Source organism: Ancylomarina subtilis, assembly GCF_004217115.1.
Lineage (GTDB): Bacteria > Bacteroidota > Bacteroidia > Bacteroidales > Marinifilaceae > Ancylomarina > Ancylomarina subtilis.
In genome coordinates, this window is sequence record NZ_SHKN01000001.1 from 1,583,872 (window position 1) to 1,609,556 (window position 25,685).

Sequence of the window (25,685 nt, forward strand, 5' to 3'; positions counted from 1 at the left end):
GTCAGTGTATTTAATAGTTTTCTAACATTGTTTATTTTTGACATCACAAAAAATCGATGTAATGTTAAAAATATCAAGTGGTGAATATACGAATTTTATTTATTCGAATCTGCTTTTTTTCCAAGAGTTTGCTTTCAATTTATCCACGAATGATTTTTAGAAATACGCAGCTTAATTTCGATATCTTTTTCGGCGGAGATAACGCCAAATAATTGCGAAGAACAGAAGTAAAACAAGGGGTAATCCCAAATTTAAAACCTGATAAAAAAGACGATCTTCACGCAATTTGGTTTTATCTAATAGGCGAAGTTTCACTTCTCTTGATCGAAGATTCATCCAGCCTTCATCATCACATAAATAATCAACACAATTTAAAAGGAAATTTCTATTCCCATAGGTTTTTCGGGAATACCGATCGTATCCCAAAGCTTCCATTTGCATATTTCCACCAACCCCTCTCACACGATTTCTGATCATATCACCATCAGAAATAACGATCATCTTACTCTCAGGACTTTCATCTTTATAGGTTGAACGGTCAATTCCTTCCCAAATTCTGTTTTTAAAAATAGACTGGAACTTCCCTTCAATCAATACTGACATCACTTTTGAGCCATCAGGAAAATCCTTGGCTTCCATTTTTTGTCCAACAATATCAAGTCGTATAGGAGTTGGCACCTTCTGAAGTCGGGTAAAATTCGAACTCGCTAATAAAACCGTATGTTTTAAATTGGGATTATTCCCAACCTTATCAATTGAATTTGCAAACTCAACCCGAACCATATTCAATTTGCGTGTGATCGGATGATTGGATGGTGGAGCCAAAAGTGGTGAATAATACCAGGGAGCCGGCACATATTTTCCATTCTGCCCTGATGCTGATGACTGAACAGGAATCAGCTGACTCTGAACATCCATTACCAAATCAGGATTAATGCGAACCCCATATTTAAACAGCTGATCTTCCAGATTCAGAGGTTTATAAAATGCCATAGACATGCCATTAGCTGAGATACTGTCCATTGAGGCAGCCACTTCGTCAATCAGCCACATCACCTTGCCCCCATTCATGATATACTGATCGAGGGCGTACTTGGCTTTTTTGCTAAACTCTTTGCGAGGCTGAGCAACAATCACACAGGCAAATCGCTTGAAATCTTTAGATAACTCGTAAGCAGTTGCTCGACTCACCTTGTAACGTTGTAGAAGCGATGCTGTAAAATCAGCCACTTCATATTCACCCAATTCACCCTGTCCTGTGAAAAAAGCAATTTCCTTAACCTTGGTTTGATTCAGTAATCTGATGGCCATAGAAAGTTCATATTCGATACTTTCTATAGAATGATTCAGATTCTGATCTGCCGATAATCCTGACACAGATTTCAAGAGGTTAACCGGAGTTTCCTTTTTCCCATCGTGAACAAAAAGCCCGGGAACTATGATTTTTTGTTTCACACTCCCATCGCGACTGGTTTCCTGAATGCTGGTTGGTTTAAGACCTCTCTCGGATAATTCGCGTAAAGATTTCTCTTTTAATTTTGGATTCAACTGAGCATTAACATCAATAAAACTGTAAGCAATTTCAACCCCTGTATAAGATTTAAATTCTTCAATCAAATCAACGGTTGCATTCTTAAGCTTATTAAAACCATGGGGCAAATCGCCATCTAAATAGATCTCAAAATAAACCGGCTTTTTTAAATCGGCCAATAGTGCTTTGGTATTATCAGATAGTGTAAAACGTTTCTCTGATGTTAAATCTACACGAAAATGAAAAACTTGTAAAAGTTGATACGCAAGCAGAACAACTAAAACTGAAAGAAATAGTTGGAATAAATTCTTCTTTTTGCTTGAAATTTGCATAATGCTATATGATTTTATCGATCTTATTTTTTTGAAAAATGTCTGATTAAAACTACCATTTTCTACTCTGAAGCACGGTACGTGTTGCAAAAAGAAAACAAAGCGACAAAGAAATAAAATAACTCACATCTCTTGAATCAACAACCCCTCTTGACAAGGATCGGTAGTGCTCATTAATACCCAAATTAATTACCTCTGTTTGTAAACCTTGAAATAGCATCAAATCAGATAGGTAATCAAATCCCATATAAAAACTAAAACACAAAACCAGCGAAAGGAGAAAAGCAATGATTTGATTATCCGTTAAAGAACCTGCAAAAACAGCTAAAGAAACGTATCCTATGGCCAGAAAAAACAGGCCTAGAAAAGATCCCCAGAATGCCCCAACATCAATACTCCCAACAGGTTCCCCCAAGTAATAAACTGACAAATAATAAATTAAACAGAAAAGTAACGAAAAGATAACAAGAAGTAAGGCTGCAAAAAATTTCGACAAAACAATCTTGAAATCAGAAATGGGACGAGTGAATAACAGTTCAATGGTACCTGATTTTCTTTCATCGGTAAACAAACGCATACACAAAGCCGGAATCAAAAACAGATAAATCCAGGGAGCCATATCAAAAAGGGTGTCCAGATTGGCATAGCCTCCATCCAAAACATTTGTGTTACCTGGGAATACCCAAATAAACAAACCGGTAGCCAATAAGAAAATACTGATGATTAGATAACCACTTATGGAGCTAAAAAACGATCGAAATTCCTTTAATAATAGTGTGAACATGTATGAGTTTTTGGAGTGCGTTACAAATTTGCAAAATAAATTTGAGAATTTATCGCCTACTTATGTTTCAATTCACTTAGAGAATAAGCAGCACTCTGTTGACTCAAAAAAACTAAGACTTAATGGCCTGAATGTCCGCATAAATCATCTTAGCAAAACGAGCAGATGCACCTGCCCCGCCTAGATGCGCATTTAAATCTTCATAATTCTTCAACATATTGGAACGGTATGCCTCATCATACAGAATTAAATCCAGCTCCTTACTAATATTCTCAACATTGCAATATTGCTGAATTAACTCCTTCACAATAAACCGATCAACAACCAAATTGACTAGAGAAATATATTTGATATTTAAGAGCATTTTCCCTAATCGGTAAGCAATGCTTCCTCCGCTCATTTTATAACACACCACCTGTGGAATACGAAGCAAAGCTGTTTCAAGTGTTGCCGTTCCGGAAGCAACCAGAGCTGCCTTGGACTGTTGCAATAAATCATAAGTTTGATTGTAAACAAAACTCAACTCATTTCCTTTTGACACCGATGCATAAAATTCCTTTGTGATTGAGGGTGCAGCAGCAATTACAAACTGATAATCCGGAAATCGATCGACAACCTGAAGCATCACCGGCAGAATACGTTCAATCTCCTGCTTACGACTACCGGCTAAAAGAGCAATAATAGGTTTGTTGGACAATTGATTTCGCTCGATAAAATGATCAAAAGTCTCATCCTTATTCGCTCTATTTTCTATTGCATCGAGTAATGGATTTCCGCCAAAACTCACTTCATAGTTATGCTTTTTATAGAACTCAGTTTCAAAAGGAAAAATCGTAAACATACGATCGACATGAGCTTTTATCTTTTTCACTCGTGACTCTTTCCAAGCCCAAATTTTAGGTGAAATATAATAGTGGACACGAATGCCATGTTTCTTAGCAAAAGCAGCCATTCGCAAATTAAACCCAGGATAATCTACCAGAATTAAAACATCGGGTGTAAAATTCAAAAGGTCTGTTTCGCAAAGCCTAAAATTGGCGCGAATGGTTTTCAGATTCTTCAAAACCGTTACGAACCCCATAAATGCCGTTTCGCGGTAATGCTTTACCATTTCTCCCCCTTGAGCCTGCATCAAATCGCCACCCCAAAAACGAAACTGCGCTTGAGCATCTTCATTCTTGAGTTCTTTCATTAGGTTTGAGGCGTGAAGATCACCAGAGGCTTCACCTGTTATGATGTAATATTTCATGGTTTATAGAAACAAGGTTAAAGGATAGAATAAAATCCGAATGAGCTAATCAAAATAAAAATATCTCGACATTATTACGCCCCAACAAAAAACAGAATCACAAATGTATAAATAATGGTCGCTAAAAGAACGCCTCTTGCTGCTTTCAACCAATCTAGTTTTATAAATAAAAAGAAACTAACCACATTACTAAAATATACCGATACGGTTATCATCTTAACATATATTTGCAAATACTGAACGCCGTCAACAAACTGATGAATCGATATTTCATGACTGGCTTTCAACCAATAAGCAATAAAAATCGTCAAAACAGGAACTATTAAACCAATCAAGGTTCCAACGTAGGAATTATTAATCAAGGACTTCATAATCCCAGGTTTTTAAGTTTTCTAAAACATGATGCGCTGTCATATCAATTTGAGTAGGTACCACAGAAGCATAACCATTTCTAATCGCACTTTCATCCGTATCTTCAGCATGAGGCTCGGCATTTTTAAAATGCCCTGTCAACCAATAATAATCTCCTCCAAAAGGATCGGTCCGATGGTCGAACTCCTCTTTCCACATGCCATCAGCCTGACGACACACGCGAACCCCCTTGATATCCCCTTCCGGAAAATTCACATTTAAACAAATACTTTTTGGCAAGCCATTTTTCACAACATTTTCGAATATCTTACGACCGTATTTCACACATTGTGAGAAATCAACCTTACTGGCAAAGCTATCTAAAGAAAATCCAACAGAAGGAATACCAGCCAAACAGCCCTCTATCGTTGCACCCATTGTTCCCGAGTACAACACACTTACAGAGGTATTCGCACCATGATTAATTCCCGAAACAACAAAGTCGGGTTGACGCGGTACAATCTTGTTTAAGGCCAATTTGACACAATCAACAGGTGTGCCCTTGCATGAAAACACCTTCAAGTCTTCCTCATCTCTAATCTTACGAATGCGAATTGGGACTTCGACAGTTATTGAATTCGATTTACCCGAGTTAGCACGATTGGGCGCTACAATATATATTTCACCTAAACCTTTAACCATTTCATATAGAGCCTTAATGCCTCGGGCATTCACCCCATCATCGTTGGTTACCAGTATCAGTGGCTTGTTGTTTGTATTAGTCATTTCAATCAATTTTGTAAGACAGACAAAGATATCGAATTATGCTAGAAGATAGAAGAAATGCATATTAAAAATTCCCCTTGTTGTTTGCCTTAAAATTCCTACTTTTGTAAGCTTGAAAATAGATGATTACTAAGCTTATCTTACCTTAACAAAGACAAGCTAACTTAGTCTGTATTTTCCAAATCAATGAAATTATCAGTATAAAACCCTCATATAATGAAGATATCGTACAAATGGCTGAAGGACTACATCGATGTAGATTTGACGCTTGCTGAAATGGATGACATTTTAACTCAAATTGGTCTTGAAGTTGGTGGTATTGAAAATATCCAATCAATCAAAGGCGGCCTTGAAGGCTTAGTTATTGGTGAAGTAAAAACTTGTGTACCACATCCGGGTTCCGATCATTTGAGTATCACAACTGTTGATGTTAACTCAGGAGAGTTGCTACCTATCGTATGTGGTGCTTCAAACGTAGCTGCCGGACAAAAAGTGGTCGTAGCCACAGTAGGAACCGTTCTGTACGATGGTGACGAGAGTTTTAAAATCAAGAAATCGAAGCTTAGAGGCGAGCCTTCAATGGGTATGATTTGTGCTGAAGATGAAATTGGTTTAGGTCAAGGTCACGATGGTATTATGGTATTGCCTGAAAATGCTGTTGTAGGAATGCCAGCCAAAGAATATTTTAATATTGAAGACGATACTTGCATTGAAATTGATTTAACACCTAACCGTATTGACGGTGCAGGTCATATTGGTGTAGCGCGCGACTTGGCGGCTTACCTAAAACAACAAAAAGATATCGACTATAAAATTCCATCAGTAGAGGATTTTAAAGTTGACAATACCAATACGCCAATTGAGGTGATTGTTGAGAACGAAAAGGCTTGTCCACGTTACTCAGGTGTTTGTATCAGTGGTGTTCAGGTTGCTGAATCGCCAGAATGGTTGCAAAACCGACTGAAAGCTATCGGCTTGAAACCAATCAACAACGTTGTGGATATCACCAACTATGTGTTATTCGAAACTGCTCAACCACTTCATGCTTTTGATTATGCAAAAGTTAAAGGTGGCAAAGTGATTGTTAAAACCTTACCTGCTGAAACCAAGTTTACAACTTTAGACGAAGTAGAACGTGAACTTCACGAGAATGACCTAATGATTTGTAACGCTGAAGCACCAATGTGTATTGCAGGTGTATTTGGTGGCATGGATTCAGGTGTAAGTTCAACGACAACTGATATTTTCCTTGAATCTGCATATTTCGATTCAGTATATGTTCGTAAAACAGCGCGTCGTCAAGGTTTAAATACCGACGCATCTTTCCGTTTCGAGCGTGGAACTGATCCTAACAACACAATTTATGCATTGAAGAGAGCCGCTTTATTAATTCAAGAAATTGCGGGCGGAAGCATTTCATCAAATGTTATTGATCTTTATCCAAACCCTATTGAAGACTTTAAGGTTGAAGCTAACATTTCAAGAATTGAAGGTTTAATTGGAAAGAAAATCGGAAAAGAAACCATCATCAATATTCTTGAAGCTTTAGAAATTAAAGTTGACAAAATTGATGGTGATCAGATGAGCCTATTGGTTCCTCCTTACCGTGTTGATGTGACACGTGAGGCTGATATCGTTGAAGAAGTGTTACGTATTTATGGTTTCAATAATGTTGAAACACCTAATAAGGTTAATGCTTCATTAAGTTTTGCTCCAAAACCTGACGAGCATAAACTTAAGAATATGCTTGCTGATATGCTTAGCTACGGCGGTTTCAACGAGATTATGAATAACTCTCTTTCAAAGGCTAGCTATTACGAAGGTCTGGAGAGCATTCAGGAGAATCATACCGTACGTATCAAAAACCCATTGAGTTCGGATCTTAACGCCATGCGTCAAAGTCTACTGTTTGGTGGTTTAGAGGCTATTGCTTACAACATCAACCGTAAAAATGCTGATCTTAAGTTGTACGAGTTTGGTAAGTCATACCATCATATCGTAAACGAGGAGAATGAGAATCCAGTAAACAATTACTTTGAGAACCAGCACTTATCACTATTTATGTGCGGTGCTAAAAACTCGACAAACTGGAATCTTAAGGAAGAGCCTACATCTTTCTTCCATTTGAAAGCTTACACTGAGAATCTTCTTAAGCGTTTAGGTTTCAATATCGAGAAGCTTAGAATTAACGAAACGGAGAGCGATATCTTTACCGAAGGTTTAACTTACGGTGTTAAGAAAAAGGTATTGGTTGAAATGGGTATGGTTAGTGGCAAATTGCTGAAGAATTTTGGTATTGACACTCCAGTTTATTATGCAGATTTCAAATGGGAGACTCTATTGGCTGAAGCTACAAAAAACAAGGTGAACTACGAACCAATAGCTAAATACCCGGCGGTAAAACGTGATTTGGCTCTATTGATTGACAAAAGCATCAGCTTTGCAGAAATCAAAACCATTGCTTTCAACTGTGAGAAGAATTTACTAAAATCAGTTTCTCTATTCGATATTTACGAAGGTGAAAAATTGGGTGCTGATAAGAAATCATACGCTGTAAGTTTCATTATTCAGGATACTGAAAAAACATTAACTGACAAGCAGATTGATAAAATCATGCAAAAACTAATCAAAAGCTACGAAAAGCAATTGAATGCTCAGTTGAGATAAACTGATTAGATATATATTTAAAGCCGGTTTCATAATGAAATCGGCTTTTTTTTGCAAGATATTTAACGAGTCTCACATTTAAACTGATACGATTCTCCTATAAATACAACACCATTTTTACAGGAAAAAATAACCTTGAAGCCCATTGGGCTCTGTTGCTAATAATCAAAATTTGCTTTACATTCGGAAAATCTAAAGCATCATATATACTCTATGAATATTCAGCACTTAATTATTTTTTGCGTTGCCCAAATCATTGGTCTTATTATAATTCTGCTTCGAAAAAAATTCAGGACTTTGCCAAACCTATTGCTAAAGCTTGTTTTTGCCAGTATCATTACGCACTATATTTATTACTACTTTTTTTACGAAGGGCTAATCACACCTTCATCAATTCTGGCCTATATAATTATTCCTTTTTCAACAATTGCCCCACCACTCGTATATTATTATGCCATGTCGGTGATGTATGGGAAGATTAATTTTACAAAAATTAGCCTTTTGCATCTAGTTCCCATACTACTTAATACTGCCATCTTTGTCTTATTTATTCAATCAACATCTCATAAAGAGACTTTAATCTTTTTAGCTAAGAGTATTACCATAAGTCTTTATTTTATATACCCCATTCTTATAATAAAGATGATTGGCAATTTTTATAATATCAAAGGCATTACCCTAAGCGTCTTTAAATACAACAAGAAAAAAACAACATTAATCAGGTTATTGTGGTCAATGATGCTGCTTCATTTTTTCATTTTAGTACTCAAAAACAACCTCCCTTTATTCATTGATGGCACACAGCAAACAATGGATATCATCAACCTCTGCTTTCTCATGCTTTTAGGATATGCACTAAGTTATGTCATCATTAGTGAACCCAAAACCATACATCTGGCAAATGAAAAAATAGGCTTAGGTGGTTTTAAAAAGTATGATAAGTCGAAACTAACACGCGAAATGGCTGAAGAAAATGCTAGAAATTTGAATCGGATCATGGAAAATGAAAAACCCTATTTGGATACCGAGTTCAACCTTTCAGACTGTTCCAAACTTTGTAATTTACCAACACATACTATTTCTGAAACCCTTAATGGGTTAATGAATCAGACTTTCAACGATTACATCAACAATTACCGAGTTGAAGAATTCAAAAAAATAGCACTACAAAAGGAATATAAAAACTACACCATATTGGCATTAGCTTTCGAAGCTGGTTTTAAATCAAAAGCGACCTTCAATGCTTCCTTTAAAAAATTCACAGGCAAAACACCTTCCGAATACATTAAGAGTTCTGTTAATAAGCAATAATTATTTCAACTCTCCAATTTCCCCAGAGCTTTGTTCACAATGAATAATTCATTCTATCTCCACAATTGAAACTATAGAACTGTTTTTATTTTTCGCTAAACCATTATCATTTGATTTTACCATAATCTTTGACTTTCCATCCGTCTGAAAATATTGGCACACGTCCGAAATCATTAGGATTGTCGTTATACCAATATTTTACATCCAATTTTGAGGTAAAGAAAAAATACTGACACAAATTCGGAATTAAGATTATGGCTAAAAAAGAAATTAAACTCAATGAAAATGATCCAGCAGTTAGCAGGAGAGATTTTCTAAAAATCGGAAGTGCTGGCGCCGTTCTGGGTGCAGTCGGCTTATCATCCATTACAAAAGACGCCGCAGCTAATAGACTAGATAAACATTTAGTTGATGAATTAGTTACGATACACGACGAATTTCCCGTTGAGGTCAGAGCGGATTATGTGCCCCCACGTAATTGGGATCATGTTCAGTATCGTTCATTCTTTGCTGATGCTGTAAAAGCAATTGGTGAAGAAGTTGATGATGAAATTGTAGCAGATGGACAAGCATTTGCTCAGAAAATGAATTTCGCCTACGACGACTCTAAAATCGGATATACAAAAACTGATAAAGCACTTTTGGCAGGAGCATGGGCCATGAATAATTTTTCAGCTGGTCCAAGCCCAGCAGGAGTTCCAGATTTTGGTGTAAATACCTGGGAGCAAAAAACTAAAAAAAATCCACATGCATTATTCGACAACGACTATGTGGCAAAAGAAAAAGCGACATTTAAAAGTAAACAAGAAGCTGCCAACCAAATAAAAAGAGCCGCTAAACTTTACGGTGCCGATCTTGTTGGAATTACTCGCAGAGACAAAAGATGGGATTATAGTAAATTCCTTAATCCTATCCCCCCTCTTGCAAGAAAAGCATTTGCTGGCCCACCAAGTCCTGAACAACTTGAAGAATTACATAACTGGGGTCCTGACAAATTTGTTACAGATTGGAGCGATTTCCCATTTGTTCCAAAAACTGTTATCGTTATGGCTTTCGAGATGGATTACGAAGGGATCTCAACTTCTCCATCATTAGTAGGAAGTGCTGCTGCAGGTGCGGGGTATTCCAAAATGGCTAAAACACCTTACCAATTAGCTGTTTATTTGAAAAACCTGGGTTATCAGGCTGTTTCGGCAGGAAACGATATGGGATTAAGTGTGCCATACGCAATTGCTGCTGGACTGGGAGAAGGATCTCGTCTTGGGCAGGTTGTTTCTTATAAATATGGACCTCGTGTTCGATTAGCAAAGGTGTATACAGACTTCGATTTTGTTGAGTATGATACACCAAAATCTTTTGGTGTCATGGATTTTTGCAAAAAATGTATGCGTTGTGCCGATGCCTGTCCAACAAAAGCAATTTCGTACGATAAAGAACCATCTTTCGATCCAACTCACGAGAATAAAGACAATGCATGGTACAACATTAAAGGTGTAAAGAAATATCATGTTGATGCACGAAAATGCTTCAAACTATGGGGAGAACTGGGAGATGATTGTGGTATGTGTATGGCTTCATGCCCCTATAATAAACCAAATTTCTGGCATCACAGATTAGTTGATAGTATTACTGCAGCCATGCCTGGTCCTGTTCATAGCTTTATGCGTCAGATGGATGAAGTATTCGGCTATGGTAATGTTGAAGACCATGAATCAATTAAAAAGTTCTATAGTCCTAAAGGCAAAAGCTACGATGGACATTAAAGGACGAGCTAAAGATTTAGTTTCCGATTTTAATAAATATTAAAAAATATAATCATGATTTTTTCAGGAATAGAAATACTGTTTTTCACATTAGGAGTGATAACAACTCTGGCAATAGGAACCACATATTATTTTAACAAAAAACTAACATTTACAGCAGGAACATGGGCTACACTTGGCCTGGGAATCTTCCTACTTATATTTTGCATTGCATGGTCGTGCAGTTCGGTTTTAGAAGGCGAACCACGCGCAGCAAGTATGGGACTCGTTGTATTTGGAATCCCAGGACTTATTCTTCTTCTTTTGGGACGGAAGCTTGCAATTAAAAAACCGATCAGTAAACAAGTCTAAAAGTTTAGACAATGGATTATTATATTGAATCCATAAAAGAAGATCAAAGCTTAAAACTAAGAATTTAAATCAATAGGTATTCCGATGGTCACAAGATTGTGACTATCGGAAACACTTCTTCTATTTAGCATTTAATTTAAATACATCTTATTAAATAAGAATGAAACATTACATTAATGGTTTTGCTTATATCACATTAACGCTTGCATTTATTATTGGTTTTGTTAAATCGAATAACGACCAGCAACTAAATAAAATGCAACTCATTACTGGAAATGGCTTATCACTAATAAAAACAAGTGACCATGTGTACAAAGCATTAAGTGGAGATAAAACGTTCGGATACATGGCTATAGGCGAATCGCAAGGCTACGGTGGCCCTTTATCTATGGCTGTTCTCTCAGATAAGGAAGGGAAAATAGTCGGAACCCAATTGGTTAAGAATATCGAAACCATGTCCTTTTTGGCAAAACTTGAAAACAAAAAGTATTACGATCAATATGTCAACAAAAATGTAAATGACGAATTTGACTTATCTAAAGATATTGAAGCCGTTTCAGGAGCAACAGTTAGTTCTTTAGCCATTGCCAACGCAGTCAGAAAAGCATCTTACAACATTGCCAAAGACGAACTGAACATAGCTACACCTGCTCTTAACAAAAAGTGGAAGGTATCAAATGAAGAGGGTATTATTTTACTAATATTTATATTGGGATCCATATCGATACTCTTTAAGAAAAAGAAATTACGCTATGCCAGCTTGTTTCTGGGTTTTATTTTTCTTGGTTTTGTATTCAATGCATCGCTTTCACTCACACATTTCGGTAGAGTCATACTGGGTTTTTTCCCCAATATTCATACCCACTTAAGCTGGTGGATACTGATGGCGGGAACCTTCTCGATCATAGTAATCTCCGGAAAAAACGTGTATTGTAGTTCGGTATGTCCTTTTCATGCAAGCCAGATATTACTGAATAAAGTATCGGGTATCAACCTTAAGTTACCAACACATATTTCGAAAATATTATCGAAGACACCACTGTTTTTGCTGTGGTTATCACTCATCATCATATTTATTTCTGCTAACCCAACAATTGCTTCTTACGAACCTTTTGCCATGCTGTTTGCCTTGGAAGGCGATGGCGTACAGTGGTATATTCTTCCTGCTTCGCTTATTGGATCACTCTTCTTTTCAAATTTCTTTTGTCGTTTTTTCTGCCCCGTTGGTGGCGCATTAGGATGGATATTGAAAAAGAGAAACCAGGTTAAAAAGTTTATTTTATCCAAGAATTAGACTCTATGAACAAAAAACTAAAACTGACTAAAGAAAATATGGCCGGGATTGCCATTTATACAATTTGTTTAATTACGATTCTTCTATTTATAGCCAGCAAATTATAAGTCGTTGGCATTGGAATTAAACCAAAAACAATTTTCATTTTAACTATCCAGAAGAATGCTTTCACTAGCATTAGCGCCAAAAAAAAGGATCATCAGTTTAATTGATGATCCTTTTATTTTTAGATAATTCTATTCGTAATTATTAGTAGAAATAATAATTTAGTCTTTAAAAATAAGCCCCAAAAGGAATTAGAATGAAAGACCAAATCAAAAACTATCTCAACAAATACGTCAAGTTTACTGATAATGAAATAGATGAAATCTGTTCGAATTTAAGCTTAGAAATCTTTCCAAAGAAAACATTTATTCTAAAAGAAGGACAAATCTGTTCCTGCCAGTACTTTATTGCAAGAGGTTTGGTTCGTTCTTTTTATATCGATAATAAAGGAAATGAAAAAATAGACCAGTTTGCGATAGAAAATTGGTGGTTAACAAATATGGAGAGTTTCATTAACGGAATTCCATCTTCATCGTCGATTCAGGCTTTGGAAGAAACCCATGTGTATATATTAAAAAAAGAAAACTTAGAAAAGCTGTATCTTTCAATTCCAAAATTTGAACGTTTTTTTAGACTTATTACAGAAAAAATTCTGATTGCGACCCAACTTAGAAACAACCACTATCTGCAAAAGAAAAGTAAAGACAGATACATAGATTTAATTACACATTTCCCGGATTTCACTCAAAGAGTCCCACAATATATGATTGCTTCATATCTGGAAATAACACCTGAATATTTAAGTGAACTCAGAAAAAAGTAAACTTATTTATTAAGATAGCTTAATTTTTTAGAGAGAAGTAAGCCATAAATTTGTTTCATTATTAATTAAAAAATAAAATTATGGAACGAATAAGTTATCAGGACACGCCTAAAAATATGTTCGAAAAATTAATGGTCGTTGAAGACTATCTGAATGGCTCACCACTGGAAATGTCCTTGCTCGAATTAATTAGATTAAGAACAGCACAACTAAACAATTGTGCCTATTGTGTCGATATGCATTATAAAGAATTAAAGCATTTAGGCGAAAGTGAGCTACGCCTATCTTCTCTGTGCGTATGGAGCGAAACACCCTATTTCAGTGACAAAGAAAGAAAAGCTCTTGAACTAACCGAAATATTAACCCGAGATAGTCAAAGTACAATCTCTGATGAATATTTCGAAACGCTTCTCTCCCAGTTTAGCAAAGAAGAAATTTGTTACTTAACGATTGTAATTTCTCACCTTAGCACTTGGGCCAAACTGATGAAAACATTAAAATTTACTCCCGGAAAATATGAGGTGAAAAAATAATCTGGAACAACTACTTGATTGATATCAATTTGTTTATACCGAATCAATATGAGATAGAGGGTGCCCCCAATGGTCACCCTCTTTTTATTTACAGAAACAAAAAACACCTGTAAAAATGAATTATTTCAAAGCAATGCAAATCTGTTAAATTTTTAATTTAAACATGGTTGTGGCATATGATAAATGCAACACTTTGAATAATTAAACGTCCTTATCAAAAACAATAAATACCATTATGAAAAAAATATTGATTCTATTGAGTGGCATGATGCTTGCCAATGCGCTATTCGGACAAGATGCGAAAACACCTCCTAAAACACAGATCATGACATTAGGAGTTTTCCATTTGGCCTATCACAATCTGGATGTACAAACAACTGAAAAAAAAAACCAGATATCTGTTCTTGAAGAGCCCTACCAGTCAGAAATAATTGCAATCTGCAATGCCATTGAGGCCTTTAAACCGACCATGATTGCAATTGAAAAATCGCCTAACGAACAAGGAGCAATTGATTCTCTATACTCATTATACAAATCAGATCAATTCACATTGAAAAAAGATGAAATCTATCAGCTAGCTTTCCGGATGGGGAAAAAATTAAACCTTCCTAAAATTCACTGTATGAATAACTGGGGCAAACATTATAACAATATGAAAACATTGTTCAAGGATAGTATCCGTTCTGCCAATCTTGAAAATTATTACTTTCAGTCACCAGACTCTATCTATATGGAGAGTAAAAAATCAAAAAAAGTCTCAAATATCATTGACGAATTCACACAATTGAATGATCCGAAACACATCAAAGAAAGCCTTTCAGTGTATTTATTAAACCCCTTTAAATACGAAGAAGAAGCGGGAGATTTTACAGGTGTTGATTTTGAGACTGGAAGATGGTTTAACCGTAATCTAAGAATTTTCAGAAACATTCAAAGAATGGCTCAAAAACCTGAAGAAAGAATCTTACTGATCATTGGCTGTGGCCACCTAAATCTCCTGAATATGTTTCTCGATGTTTCGAAAGAATTTGACTTGGTATCCCCTCTACCTTACCTGGAAGTTGCAAAAAAGAACACCTGCACAAAATAACAAACTTTGTTAAAAAACTTTTTTACCTATCAGGTGATGTTCAAAATATAATTGCAATAAAGAGATCATAAACACCGAATTGAAATGGCTCCCATTCTCAAAATGAATAGGGCCACTTTATTTCTCACATCAAACAATTCTGATTTAGAAAATTATATGATTTCGCTTATTTTAAATGTCCTCCCCTGAAAGTCAACCTCATCACCAACAGTTTTATTTTTTAATAAACCACCAATAGGAGATGCCAGAGATATGGCATAGCAAATTTGTTTATTCATCGGTATTTTACCAATACCAATGGAAATAAAATACATACCTTGATCAGTCACAACAAAACTACCAAAAGATACCTTATTGAATTCTTCTGAGATATCAATACGAGCCAATTCTTTTCGTTGTCTGACGGTTTGATTCAGCAGCACTTCATTCTTTTCAATTTCAATCTGCATCATCTCACGCCCCGTCTCGTACTTATCTCCCGCACTGCTCTTGGTATCGCTATTTCTTGATTCTTTTGCTGAGGCAATAGCTGCCTGAATCACCTCAATCTTTCTATCAAGATCTTCTAATATTTTATGGTATACCAAGCCTTTCAGATCCTTTATCGTGTTCATTCTTTTATCTTTTTAACTCGGTTCAAAATTTAAATTTCCATGATTTATTCTAAAGCCCAAGATAAGCTTTATATGAGTTTGCTTTCGTAAAATTCTTAAAAAAAGACAGATCTCATTTGTTTTTTAAAATAAATCCCTAACTTCGTTTCGTATTTTTACGAAATGCGAAACATATGACAGAAAATGAATTCTATTCCGACCAGGAAAAACAACTGGCACGTTTTGCCAAAGCACTCTCTCACCCGGTGAGAGTCTATATTTGCAAGCTCTTATCAAATCAGTCCTGTTGCTACAGTGGCGATTTGGCTGAGGAAGTGCCCATAGCCCGCTCTACCCTTTCACAGCATCTGAAAGAATTGAAAGCATCGGGCCTGATACAAGGCGAAATTATGCCTCCTAAGATTAAGTATTGCCTAAATAAAGAGAATTGGGCAAAAGCAAACGAAGTGTTTGAAACACTTTTTAAATCTGAAAGAGAAAGTAACCCAAACCAATAATAAACATTAAAGAATGCAACAGTATTCTTAAAAACTTAAACCTTATAATATGGAAATTAAAGTATTAGGGCCCGGTTGCAAAAAATGCAACACCCTGCACCAGGCAACTCAAAAAGCGATTGAAGAATTAAATATCGAAGCAACAATTACTAAGGTTGATGATATGATGAAAATTTTAGCGTATGGCGTCATGTCTACACCTGCACTTGTCGTGAACGAAAAGGTATTATTTAGTGGAAAAGTACCCACTGTATCAGAAATCAAAGAACTTATTGAATCCCTATAAACAAATCTATCATGAAAAATTATTTAACCATAACTATTCTGACTCTTGGACTTAGCTTAGGAGCTTGCCAGTCGAACACAAAAAAAACAACAGATAAAGTAGTAGAAAAAGAAGCAACAGCATGCGTATCTGACTGCTCACATTGTAGCTCAAAATCTTGCGGCACAGCAGTTGCTGAAAAAAAGAATGAAGATGCCGGTATCTACTATTTTCATGGTGACAGAAAATGCAAAACCTGTAAGGCAGTTGGAGCTAAAGCCAAAGAACTTGCAGAAAAATTAAATGTGAAATTCTTCGATGTAAACATTGATGAAGAAGAAAACAAATTGCTTGCAAAGGAATTTGAAGCTACCGGATCTAGTTTAATGATCAAACATGCAAAGTCAGGAAAGATTGAAGATCTTACAAACTTCGCGTTCCGTAATGCAATCAACAACCCTCAAGCTTATCTTGAGAAGTTGGAATCAACTCTTAAATCAGAAAACTAGATTTCTGATTCATCTCACATTCGGTTACATTTCTTAGGGAATGTAACCGAAAAACAAACCCCTTACTCACGACTTCGTGTCCCTAAAACACCTCAAAATAAATAGACCTTGAGAATGGGATAAAACAAGTCATTATTAGTAAGAAAAGCATTAAAAATGGAATATCTTGATCAACTTTTGTCCCAGACTAATTTGCCCATCCTATCAGCATTCATCCTCGGTTTGATGACAGCAATAAGTCCCTGTCCTCTGGCTACAAATATTACGGCAACGGCCTACATCAGTAAAGATTTAGGCGATAAGAAAAAAATATTTCTGAGTGGACTCATTTATACTTTAGGTCGTGCTATCAGCTACACGATTTTGGGCGTTATTCTTTATTTCGGTGCGAGTAAATTTAATGTTTCATCGTTCTTCCATACGTATGGAGAACGCTTGTTAGGCCCCGTCCTGATTCTTATTGGCATTTTTATGCTCGACATTATTTCTTTTAATTTTCCCGGAGTAGGCGGTTTAACCGAAAAAATTAATGGGGAAAAGATTAAAGGAAGTTATTGGGGAGCCCTTTTACTCGGGATTATTTTTGCCTTGGCATTCTGCCCATATAGTGGTATTCTTTATTTCGGCATGCTCATCCCTATTAGTATTTCCCATGCAGATGGTTTATACCTGCCATTTGTTTATGCCATAGCAACCGGACTACCTGTTATTATCATCGCTTACCTGCTTGCCTTCACTCTATCCGGGGTTGGTAATTTTTACAATAGGGTTAAAAGCTTCGAGTTTTGGTTTAGAAAAGTGGCTGCTGTCATCTTCATTCTTGCCGGACTCTATTTCACCTATATCTTCTTTATACAATAATATTTAAACCTGACAGGTTTAAAACCAGATAGTCAATTAACCTGTCAGGTTTCAGAATTTGGAATCATGATCAAATCAATTCAAATCACCAATAGAAAGCAATTGCTTTCAGTACTACTTCTACTACCCGTTTGGTGTCTGCTTTATATCAACCTGCAGAACATATCCGATTTCATTATCGATACTGTTTTCAAGATGCCAGAAAGCCACCTAAGTGAAACCTTACGCTTTTTTATATTCGAAGTTCCTAAAGTCCTTCTACTTTTAGTCTTGGTTATTTTTGGTGTTGGTATTATCCGAAGCTATTTCTCTCCGGAAAAAACCAAACAAGCTTTAGCTGGTAAATCAACCTTTATGGGGAACATTATGGCAGCACTTCTAGGCGTAGTTACACCATTCTGCTCCTGCTCAGCCATTCCCCTGTTTTTAGGTTTTGTTGAAGCTGGTGTACCCTTGGGTGTTACTTTCAGCTTTCTGATTGCCGCCCCAATGGTAAACGAAATTGCCCTAATCATGCTGGTTGGACTTTTCGGATGGAAAACAGCCATCATTTATACTTTAACGGGCTTATTGATTGCCATCCTTGCCGGTTGGGTCATAGGAATTCTTAAACTTGAGAAATACATTCAGGAATGGGTTTTTGAGGTGAAGACCGGACAAACAGGAATCGATGAAACTAAAATTCGTTTTTCAGATCGAATTAAATTGGGATACGAAACCGTCAAAGATATTGTTGGGAAAATTTGGCTTTACATTGTAATTGGGGTGGCAATTGGTGCGGCTGCTCACGGCTACGTCCCTGAAGATTTTATGGCAAGGCTAATGGGGAAATCAGTATGGTATTCTGTTCCTCTATCAATTTTAATCGGGATTCCCATGTACTCAAATGCAGCTGGTATTATCCCCATCGTAAGTGTTTTAATCGAAAAAGGGGCTTCACTGGGAACCGCTTTAGCTTTTATGATGTCGGTAATTGGGCTATCCTTACCGGAAATCATTATCCTGAAAAAAGTTTTAAAGATGCCTTTAATCCTTATCTTTATTGGTGTGGTTGCAACAGGAATACTGGCTGTTGGCTTCATTTTTAATATCATCTATTAAGTCGATTTTCATTTTAATCCAATCTGATGACAGAATCTCAGTCTTCGAATCCGATCGTTCTGTTCGATGGTATATGTAATCTTTGCAATACCTCAGTTAGATTCTTATTGGCTTATAACAAAAAGGCGAATCTTCTTTTTTGCCCATTGCAATCAGCTATGGCCAATAAAATACTTGATGACTTGAATTGGAAAGGAGAAAGACTGAATAGCCTCATTTTTATTGAGGAAGAACAGATCTACACAAAAAGCGAAGCTGTTTTCAGAATATCAACACATTTAATTTATCCCTGGAAAGCAATCTATCATTTCAGACATTTACCCAAAGGATTTTGCGATTGGATATACGATAAAATCGCTCAAAACCGATACGCTTGGTTTGGCAAAAAATCATCCTGTATGATACCCAAACCGGACTGGAAAAATCGTTTCTTATAAAACACAAAACCCGAAAGCCTATTGACTTTCGGGTTTTATGTATTTAGTTGTAAGTTTTTTCGATTTAATCACCGAAACAAATACCAACTCCTTTGGCCGTTTTCACCAAATTAGAGTCTGGATTAACCAGATTTTGCTTCCCAATCGCATCCAGTAATGGAACAGCAACAACTTCCGGATGATGATAAGCCACCATATGTCCAAATTTCTTTTCAAGAACCATTTCAAAGGCTTTTACTCCAAACTGAGTTGCCAAAACTCTGTCATAAGCCGTAGGAATACCGCCACGTTGCAAGTGACCTAGAACAGTCGTTCTGATATCGGCTTCAACACCAGCCTCCTTTAATTCATATAACAAACGATCAGCAGCACCACTTAGTTTCAAATTTGGATTCCCCACTTCAACACTTTCCTCAGCTAAAGCTTCTCCACCAATAGGCATAGCGCCCTCAGCAATCACAATAATTCCAAAACCTTTTCCTTTTAGGAATCGTGTATCCAATTTTTCCTTCACTTTCTGAATGTCATAAGGAATTTCAGGAATCAAACACGCTTCAGCACCACCTGCAATGGCAGCAGATAAAGCAATCCATCCTGCATCACGTCCCATTGCTTCCAAAATGAAGATACGGTTGTGAGATGCAGCAGTGGTTTTCAACTTATCTACAGCCTCAGTACAAACCTGAACTGCTGTTTGATAACCAAACGTAAAATCAGTTGCCATCAAGTCATTATCAATGGTCTTAGGAACACCGATAATGTTCAAACCTTTTTCGAAAAGCTGTTGAGATATCTTTTGTGAACCATCACCTCCAATACTAATTACCGCATCTACACCAAGATATTGCAATTTACGGATCATCTCATCAGAGCGATCAGCAGATCCCCAGGTCCCATCAGAATTTTTTACCGGCCAAGCGAATGGTCCTCCCTTAGTTGTTGTTCCAATGATTGTTCCTCCCTGATAATGTATCCCTTTTACAGCTGCATCATCTAATATTTTTATTTCAGTAGGTTCTTTTAATATTCCATCAAAAGACTGAATACTACCTATTACTTCCCAATCTTTTTCTTGTGCTGCACGTTTAACTACTGCACGAATTACCGCATTCAATCCTGGGCAATCGCCACCCCCTGTTGCAACTAATACTCTTTTCATATTCAAAGTTTAAGTTTTTAATTGTCGAATATCACCAATCATTCGTCCTTACGATTAAGAAATCGAATTGTTGATTATAAAATTCATCCAATTACTTTTAAATTATATGGCTTGGCTAGCAGACGCTAATTTAGAAATATTTTCTTAATACAAAAGAAACAATTTCACTATCAAGACTTTGCAATCGTTTTCGTTTCCGATATTTTAATTAAATTTAAAGTTAAAATCACATTAAATATAACTGAGTTTAAAAGTGTTATTTGTTTTATCTATCAATTTCAGTATTTTTTTTTTATAATTTCCAACTAAAAGCAATTTAGCCCACAATATGATTATCAAACTAGATAGAGGCGATATTACAAAAATGAGTGTCGATGCCATCGTAAACGCTGCGAATTCGAGCTTGTTGGGTGGTGGTGGCGTTGATGGTGCCATACATCGGGTTGCCGGCCCGGAACTTCTTATGGAATGTAAAAAACTAAATGGCTGCCCAACCGGAGAAGCAAAAATTACCAAAGCCTACAACTTGCCCTGCAAGCATGTGATTCACACCGTGGGGCCTATCTGGAGAGGCGGAAACAACTATGAATCCAAACAATTGAAAAGTTGCTATAAGAATTCCTTGAAACTTGCCGAAGCATACGAATTGGAAAGTATTGTCTTTCCAAATATCAGCACAGGTGTATATGGCTATCCGAAGGAAGACGCTGCAAAAATTGCCATTGAAACTGTCATGAACAAAAGCGCAAAACTGAGGTATCTGAAAGAAATTACCTTTTGTGTTTTCGACGACACAAACTACGAAATCTATAAAGAACTGCTTAAGGATATTATCTAATGGCTGCAAGCAAAAGATAAAAAAGGCTGCTGAAATATGAACTTCAGCAGCCTTTTCTTTAAAATTTCATTTTCCTTAGAAAGCAAACTGCAAGCGTGTTTGAATCATATTAAAGTTTTCTTCTCCATTCAATGCATATTCATCCAAATCAACATTCGTTAAATTGAACCGCATCAGAATATTGTGATTTACATACCAGGTGCAACCTATGGTCATATCTTTTTGCTTTCCACCCAGAATACCCGCATCAGAATCATTCAAATCTGTTTCATTGTATCGAGCCAATAATTCCACAGAACCAGGTCCGGGTTTAGCCAAACGAGCAGTTTTCGTGGCATATTTGTAATCGCCTCCTTTGATCAACCATCCAAACTGAGCATACCATCCCTTTGAATGATAATCCTCAAATCCTTTATTACGGTTTACCTTAGCATCGATAAATTCACTCTGTAGAGAAAAAGGCCCTGAAGCTGCAATCATTTCAAAATCCAGTTTCACCTGATTTTCTGCACCTACAACTTTAGCGTCAATAAATCGACGACGTTCAATATGAGTTGCTGCTCGTGAACGGTATCGAATTGATTTTGAAATTTTATCACCATCGCTATTGAATTCAGGATCAGCAGTTCTGTATATGCCCGAAACACCAAAATGCAGTAAGTTTCCATTTGAATTAATTGGAGCAAATGCCAGTCTTGAATTCAGACTAAAACCCTCATCTCCCGCTGATTTATTATTCGTATCACTACCAAATAAACCAATTGTGTAGAAATATTTTTTTCCCCACACCTCATATGAAACACCCAAATTACGTCCTGGACGGAATGCTTCTACAGTACTGGAAGCATGCATAAACCTGGTTGTTTTTGAACTCTCTGTCTGCTCAATTCCAAAAGGTTCTAAAAAATGTCCGGCACGAACCAAGCTATTCTTGTCAATATTATATTGAAGAAAAACATCCTTCAAAGCAACAGCGCCATCGGCAAATCCGACATTGATTTTCGCATCCCATTTTTTCCATAGGGTCGCTTTCATCAAAAGACGAACATCTCTAAATTCACTACCACTGCCAAGATCTGTTTTATCATCAAAATATGCAGCAGCATCCATATAAACCCGACCACCAAAGCCAAATTTAAAGTTGCCATCTTCACTTGCAAAAGAAATGGAACCTTTACTGACTTTTGTAGTCAATTCAATTTTATCCTGGGCCATTCCCCCTAGGGTGCTAAATATTAGAACCAGACCTAAAACTAATTTTGTTTTTTTCATGAACATGAATTATTAAAAAAATGGTAATTACACAATTCTGCAAAATTAATAAGGGCTACACTCCTAAACAAATAAAGCTGCTCAAATGAGCAGCTTTAGATAATACAGTATTTCAATAATTAAAACTTGAATTCAAAATTAACAAACAACAATGACTTATCTTCGATGCTTGTATCTTTATGCATAAATCCCTGATAATTCAATGCCATTTTTACACCTTTAGCTGGTGCATACTGCACACCCGTAGTAATCGCGCTTCCATTTTTTAATGAGTTCCACTTTTCAGTCTCACCATTCAACTTATTTGAAGTCAGATAATCGTAGCGGCCAAAAACCTCCACCTTCTTATTCACAATATAAGTTGAATACACAGATAAACCATCTAAGTCATGATCTTCAGCAGCTTTGGAATACTTACTTCCATTAATCAGTTTATTGTATTCTGCACCCATTTTAAAATGATCACAGAATTGGTAACCAACAAATGCAGCTAAAGCTGAAACCGTAACATCCTTCTCATTTCCACCATTATCAACAACAGTTGTCGTATTGGCATCCGCGTAGAATTTGGCAATCAAACCCTTGTTTTTGAAGACAAGATCGGCACCAATCTTTTGTTTACCATCTTCATCCTGAATTTTCTTATACCCCTCACCATTTATAATAAAGGCATTGGCATGTAGTTTATCGGTAATTTTAATATTGGCTTTCACCCCTAAATCAGCACTGCTTCCAAATCCGTATTGGTCGTTGAACGATTTCAAGATATAACGGTATCCCCAAAAACGTTCCTGATCGCTGAATTGTTCCAAACCAATCATACCTAAAGACAGTTTAACAACCGGAGACATTTTCCAATCCAACTGAGCTTTTTTAAGATAAGCCGTATAATCGCTACCGCCTTCATTTTGCCCAACATCAAAGGTTACACTAGCTGTAAAATCTTTACTAATGTGATACTTGTATCCAAAATAAGCTCTTTGAATTTCAAAACTGCTTTCCTTTTGAGTCCCATTAGTCATATCGTAATGGTAATTGAAAAACACTTTCCCTGATGCTTTTCCTGATGGCTTAAATTCTGCTTTTTCCTGTGCAGACGTACTTATAGCTGCAATCAGTATCAGTAAACCTGATAATAAGTTCTTTAATTTCATTGTGGTTGTTTTAATTTAGTAGTACTCAAAATCGAATTTCAAATAGTATTCTCGATTTCAGCAGCAAAAATAATATCTCAACTTATACCTAATGCACCTATAAGGTTAACTTTAGGTTAAAAGAATGTTTATTAAAAAGAAATGAATTCTATAACACCGCGTAGTCGCCCTGCTAACACCCCATAAAAAAAGAGTGTATCAATCATGATTGACACGCTCTTTCATCTCAAGTCTTTTTAAGGAATTTTATTTATTCAGATAAAAATTCACCTCTATATTAAACCACAAAAATATTTAACTCGTCTTCTCAATAGGTATTCCCTATTTCCTGCAAGCGATATTGTTTAGATCTGAAGGTTCAGAGTCATTGTTCTCATTCAATTCTTGATCTATTAACTCTGAAAATAATTTATAAAAACGATCCATCGTCGTATTAAATTCAAATGTAAAATCTTTTGATTGCTCCATAATTGATACTTTTAAAACAGTTCACTTTCGGTTATAAAAACAATTTAATAATCAAGTCTATATCTTAATTTTTTACAAGCAAACTTAATAGAGACACTTGTCCAAATCGTTTCTATTAGATTAAATCTTTCTTAAAAAAGTATTAAACGCCCAAATACAAAAAAAGAGCGAGCCAAAATAAATTGACCCACTCTTAAAAAATTACATGTCGAAGTGTAATAATTTATGATTCAGATTAGAAATTAACCTGTACTCTAGCTTTAATCATACCAACTTTCTCATCCAATGGATAAACCTGGTTCTGAACATCCATATAACTATAGTTTAAACGGAACATCACGTTGTCATTCAAGTAATAGTTTACAGCAGCACTAATTGTTTCTGCTTTACCCCCTTGAATACTCATGTTTCCATATCCGCCTAAAGCAGCACCTAGATCAGCAGGACCATAAGATCCGTTAAAATAAGTCCCATCAATATCGTTCAAATTAGTATTATCGTAACGCAAAAGGAACTCGTAAGTACCAGCCTTTGGACGATTGATATAAGCAGTTGAAGAGTTATATGAATAGTTGTCACCCAAAAGGAAACCAGCTGTAACATAGAAAGCTTCTGTTTCAATATCACGCATCTCACCATACCATCCTGGATAATCACCTGGAGCAACCGGCCATGCATATCCTCCACCTGCAGTATGAGTCCAATAAGGGTTATCTTTCATCAATCTTGAAACGTAGTCATCGTCACGAGTCACTTTTGTTTTAGTATATTCTGCTTGCAACATAACAGGACCGCTAAGAACCATAGTTTGGAAGTTATAACGCATATCTGTTCTTGCTCCTTTAATATCAGCATTTAAAAATTTATGCTCTGGACCAGCTGCTAATGAAACTTCACGGTTATAATCGTCATCATTTAATGACTCGTTAAAACCATTCGCTTCTGGAATACGATAAGTGAATGAACCTCCTAATTGGAAAAGCACATTATCGTTTACGATTGGTGTATAAACCAATTTAGTTGTAGTAGAGAAACCTTGGTCACCCTTATTGTGATTATCTACAGAACCAGCAAAAAGACCTGTTGAACCATAGAACTTATCTGTATAGTAAGTGTATCCCAAACCAATACTACGACCAATTCCCATAGCCTGAGTTGTATTAGACCCGTCAATAAAACGAAGGTTTTTGCTTGAAGCAGATGCCTCAATACCAAATGGTTCAAAGAAGTTACCTACTGTAAAAATACTATTCTTAGATTGATTGTATCTTAAGAATGCATCCTTAATCTTAACTTCATTGTTACCAAAGCTTACATTTACTTTAGCACTCCACTGTCCCCACTTCACTGTAGTTCCCAGGCGAATATCCTTAATGGAAGCATCTGAGCTTAAATCAGTAGCATCATCGAAATAATGAACACCATCCATATATATTCTACCATTAAGGCTTACCTGATAATCCTTGTCAGCTGAGGTTAATACAATTCCACCTTTTTTCGATTTAGCAGTCAATTCTTTTTCCTGCCCTATTGCACTTGTCGCCACCATTCCTAAAGCTAGTGTAGCGATATATATTTTTCTTAACATATCTTTATCGTT

At 36.2% G+C, this 25,685-nt stretch carries 25 protein-coding genes; 15 read left to right on the forward strand and 10 right to left on the reverse strand.

Features of this window, described 5'->3' with window-relative positions:
- Nucleotides 1-171 precede the first annotated feature (171 nt).
- The 5 genes from gldG to surE all read right to left on the reverse strand — a co-directional run bounded on the left by gldG (nt 172) and on the right by surE (nt 5,033).
- Complete coding sequence (gene gldG / locus EV201_RS06400; RefSeq protein WP_130306722.1) at nt 172-1,863, reverse strand: gliding motility-associated ABC transporter substrate-binding protein GldG; 1,692 nt, start codon at nt 1,861-1,863, stop codon at nt 172-174.
- A gap of 52 nt (nt 1,864-1,915) precedes the next feature.
- Nucleotides 1,916-2,647 (reverse strand): gliding motility-associated ABC transporter permease subunit GldF, encoded by a 732-nt coding sequence (gene gldF / locus EV201_RS06405; RefSeq protein ID WP_130306724.1) that lies wholly within the window; start codon nt 2,645-2,647, stop codon nt 1,916-1,918.
- Nucleotides 2,648-2,759: 112 nt separating this feature from the next.
- Nucleotides 2,760-3,896 (reverse strand): lipid-A-disaccharide synthase, encoded by a 1,137-nt coding sequence (gene lpxB / locus EV201_RS06410; protein ID WP_130306726.1) that lies wholly within the window; start codon nt 3,894-3,896, stop codon nt 2,760-2,762.
- A gap of 74 nt (nt 3,897-3,970) precedes the next feature.
- Entirely contained in the window at nt 3,971-4,267 is a 297-nt protein-coding gene (locus EV201_RS06415) for a hypothetical protein (protein ID WP_130306729.1), read from the reverse strand.
- The gene (gene surE / locus EV201_RS06420; protein ID WP_130306731.1) at nt 4,251-5,033 is read right to left on the reverse strand and encodes a 5'/3'-nucleotidase SurE; all 783 of its coding nucleotides are present in this window, start codon (nt 5,031-5,033) and stop codon (nt 4,251-4,253) included. Before surE ends, EV201_RS06415 begins: the two co-directional genes overlap by 17 nt.
- A 216-nt stretch (nt 5,034-5,249) precedes the next feature.
- Here surE and pheT point away from each other — a divergent pair, with 216 nt between their 5' ends.
- The 8 genes from pheT (at nt 5,250) to EV201_RS06460 (ending at nt 14,910) form a co-directional block, all read left to right on the forward strand.
- Nucleotides 5,250-7,700, forward strand: coding sequence for a phenylalanine--tRNA ligase subunit beta (gene pheT, locus EV201_RS06425; RefSeq protein WP_130306733.1), 2,451 nt, complete (start codon nt 5,250-5,252; stop codon nt 7,698-7,700).
- Between the two features lie 297 nt (nt 7,701-7,997).
- The gene (locus tag EV201_RS06430; protein WP_165389604.1) at nt 7,998-9,011 is read left to right on the forward strand and encodes a helix-turn-helix domain-containing protein; all 1,014 of its coding nucleotides are present in this window, start codon (nt 7,998-8,000) and stop codon (nt 9,009-9,011) included.
- A 254-nt stretch (nt 9,012-9,265) separates the two neighbouring features.
- Nucleotides 9,266-10,774, forward strand: a complete 1,509-nt coding sequence (locus EV201_RS06435; RefSeq protein ID WP_130307671.1) for a reductive dehalogenase — start codon at nt 9,266-9,268, stop codon at nt 10,772-10,774.
- A gap of 54 nt (nt 10,775-10,828) precedes the next feature.
- The gene (locus tag EV201_RS06440) at nt 10,829-11,125 is read left to right on the forward strand and encodes a hypothetical protein (protein WP_130306737.1); all 297 of its coding nucleotides are present in this window, start codon (nt 10,829-10,831) and stop codon (nt 11,123-11,125) included.
- 160 nt (nt 11,126-11,285) lie between these two features.
- Entirely contained in the window at nt 11,286-12,419 is a 1,134-nt protein-coding gene (locus EV201_RS06445) for an FMN-binding protein (protein ID WP_130306739.1), read from the forward strand.
- A 301-nt stretch (nt 12,420-12,720) separates the two neighbouring features.
- Nucleotides 12,721-13,287 (forward strand): Crp/Fnr family transcriptional regulator, encoded by a 567-nt coding sequence (locus EV201_RS06450; RefSeq protein WP_130306741.1) that lies wholly within the window; start codon nt 12,721-12,723, stop codon nt 13,285-13,287.
- Nucleotides 13,288-13,367: 80 nt separating this feature from the next.
- Nucleotides 13,368-13,820: a carboxymuconolactone decarboxylase family protein gene (locus EV201_RS06455; protein ID WP_130306743.1), complete on the forward strand. Its 453-nt coding sequence runs from the start codon at nt 13,368-13,370 to the stop codon at nt 13,818-13,820.
- Nucleotides 13,821-14,055: 235 nt separating this feature from the next.
- Entirely contained in the window at nt 14,056-14,910 is an 855-nt protein-coding gene (locus EV201_RS06460) for a DUF5694 domain-containing protein (protein WP_130306745.1), read from the forward strand.
- Nucleotides 14,911-15,062: 152 nt separating this feature from the next.
- On the opposite strand, the gene EV201_RS06465 is transcribed toward EV201_RS06460, so the two are convergent.
- Nucleotides 15,063-15,524 (reverse strand): 3-oxoacyl-ACP synthase, encoded by a 462-nt coding sequence (locus EV201_RS06465; RefSeq protein WP_130306747.1) that lies wholly within the window; start codon nt 15,522-15,524, stop codon nt 15,063-15,065.
- A 173-nt stretch (nt 15,525-15,697) separates the two neighbouring features.
- Between EV201_RS06465 and EV201_RS06470 the strand changes: the two genes are divergently transcribed.
- The 6 genes from EV201_RS06470 (at nt 15,698) to EV201_RS06495 (ending at nt 19,194) form a co-directional block, all read left to right on the forward strand.
- Nucleotides 15,698-16,021: an ArsR/SmtB family transcription factor gene (locus EV201_RS06470; protein WP_130306749.1), complete on the forward strand. Its 324-nt coding sequence runs from the start codon at nt 15,698-15,700 to the stop codon at nt 16,019-16,021.
- A gap of 49 nt (nt 16,022-16,070) precedes the next feature.
- The gene (locus tag EV201_RS06475) at nt 16,071-16,307 is read left to right on the forward strand and encodes a thioredoxin family protein (RefSeq protein ID WP_130306751.1); all 237 of its coding nucleotides are present in this window, start codon (nt 16,071-16,073) and stop codon (nt 16,305-16,307) included.
- A gap of 11 nt (nt 16,308-16,318) precedes the next feature.
- On the forward strand, nt 16,319-16,795 hold the full coding sequence (locus EV201_RS06480) for a nitrophenyl compound nitroreductase subunit ArsF family protein (protein WP_130306753.1): 477 nt from the start codon (nt 16,319-16,321) through the stop codon (nt 16,793-16,795).
- Nucleotides 16,796-16,951: 156 nt separating this feature from the next.
- Nucleotides 16,952-17,656: an aromatic aminobenezylarsenical efflux permease ArsG family transporter gene (locus EV201_RS06485; RefSeq protein WP_130306755.1), complete on the forward strand. Its 705-nt coding sequence runs from the start codon at nt 16,952-16,954 to the stop codon at nt 17,654-17,656.
- A gap of 66 nt (nt 17,657-17,722) precedes the next feature.
- Nucleotides 17,723-18,757: a permease gene (locus EV201_RS06490; protein ID WP_130306757.1), complete on the forward strand. Its 1,035-nt coding sequence runs from the start codon at nt 17,723-17,725 to the stop codon at nt 18,755-18,757.
- A gap of 26 nt (nt 18,758-18,783) precedes the next feature.
- Nucleotides 18,784-19,194 (forward strand): thiol-disulfide oxidoreductase DCC family protein, encoded by a 411-nt coding sequence (locus EV201_RS06495; RefSeq protein WP_130306759.1) that lies wholly within the window; start codon nt 18,784-18,786, stop codon nt 19,192-19,194.
- Between the two features lie 64 nt (nt 19,195-19,258).
- Here the strand turns inward: EV201_RS06495 and EV201_RS06500 are convergent, their stop codons facing one another.
- Nucleotides 19,259-20,353 carry a 6-phosphofructokinase gene (locus EV201_RS06500; RefSeq protein ID WP_130306761.1) on the reverse strand — a complete coding sequence of 365 codons (1,095 nt, stop codon included), beginning with the start codon at nt 20,351-20,353 and terminating at the stop codon, nt 19,259-19,261.
- A 328-nt stretch (nt 20,354-20,681) separates the two neighbouring features.
- Between EV201_RS06500 and EV201_RS06505 the strand changes: the two genes are divergently transcribed.
- Complete coding sequence (locus EV201_RS06505) at nt 20,682-21,191, forward strand: O-acetyl-ADP-ribose deacetylase (RefSeq protein ID WP_130306763.1); 510 nt, start codon at nt 20,682-20,684, stop codon at nt 21,189-21,191.
- Nucleotides 21,192-21,266: 75 nt separating this feature from the next.
- On the opposite strand, the gene EV201_RS06510 is transcribed toward EV201_RS06505, so the two are convergent.
- The 3 genes from EV201_RS06510 to EV201_RS06520 all read right to left on the reverse strand — a co-directional run bounded on the left by EV201_RS06510 (nt 21,267) and on the right by EV201_RS06520 (nt 25,673).
- Nucleotides 21,267-22,463: an OprO/OprP family phosphate-selective porin gene (locus tag EV201_RS06510; protein WP_165389605.1), complete on the reverse strand. Its 1,197-nt coding sequence runs from the start codon at nt 22,461-22,463 to the stop codon at nt 21,267-21,269.
- A gap of 119 nt (nt 22,464-22,582) precedes the next feature.
- A complete protein-coding gene (locus tag EV201_RS06515; protein ID WP_130306767.1) occupies nt 22,583-23,617 on the reverse strand; it encodes a hypothetical protein in 1,035 nt (344 codons plus the stop codon).
- A 703-nt stretch (nt 23,618-24,320) separates the two neighbouring features.
- Complete coding sequence (locus tag EV201_RS06520) at nt 24,321-25,673, reverse strand: OprO/OprP family phosphate-selective porin (protein ID WP_130306769.1); 1,353 nt, start codon at nt 25,671-25,673, stop codon at nt 24,321-24,323.
- Nucleotides 25,674-25,685 lie beyond the last annotated feature (12 nt).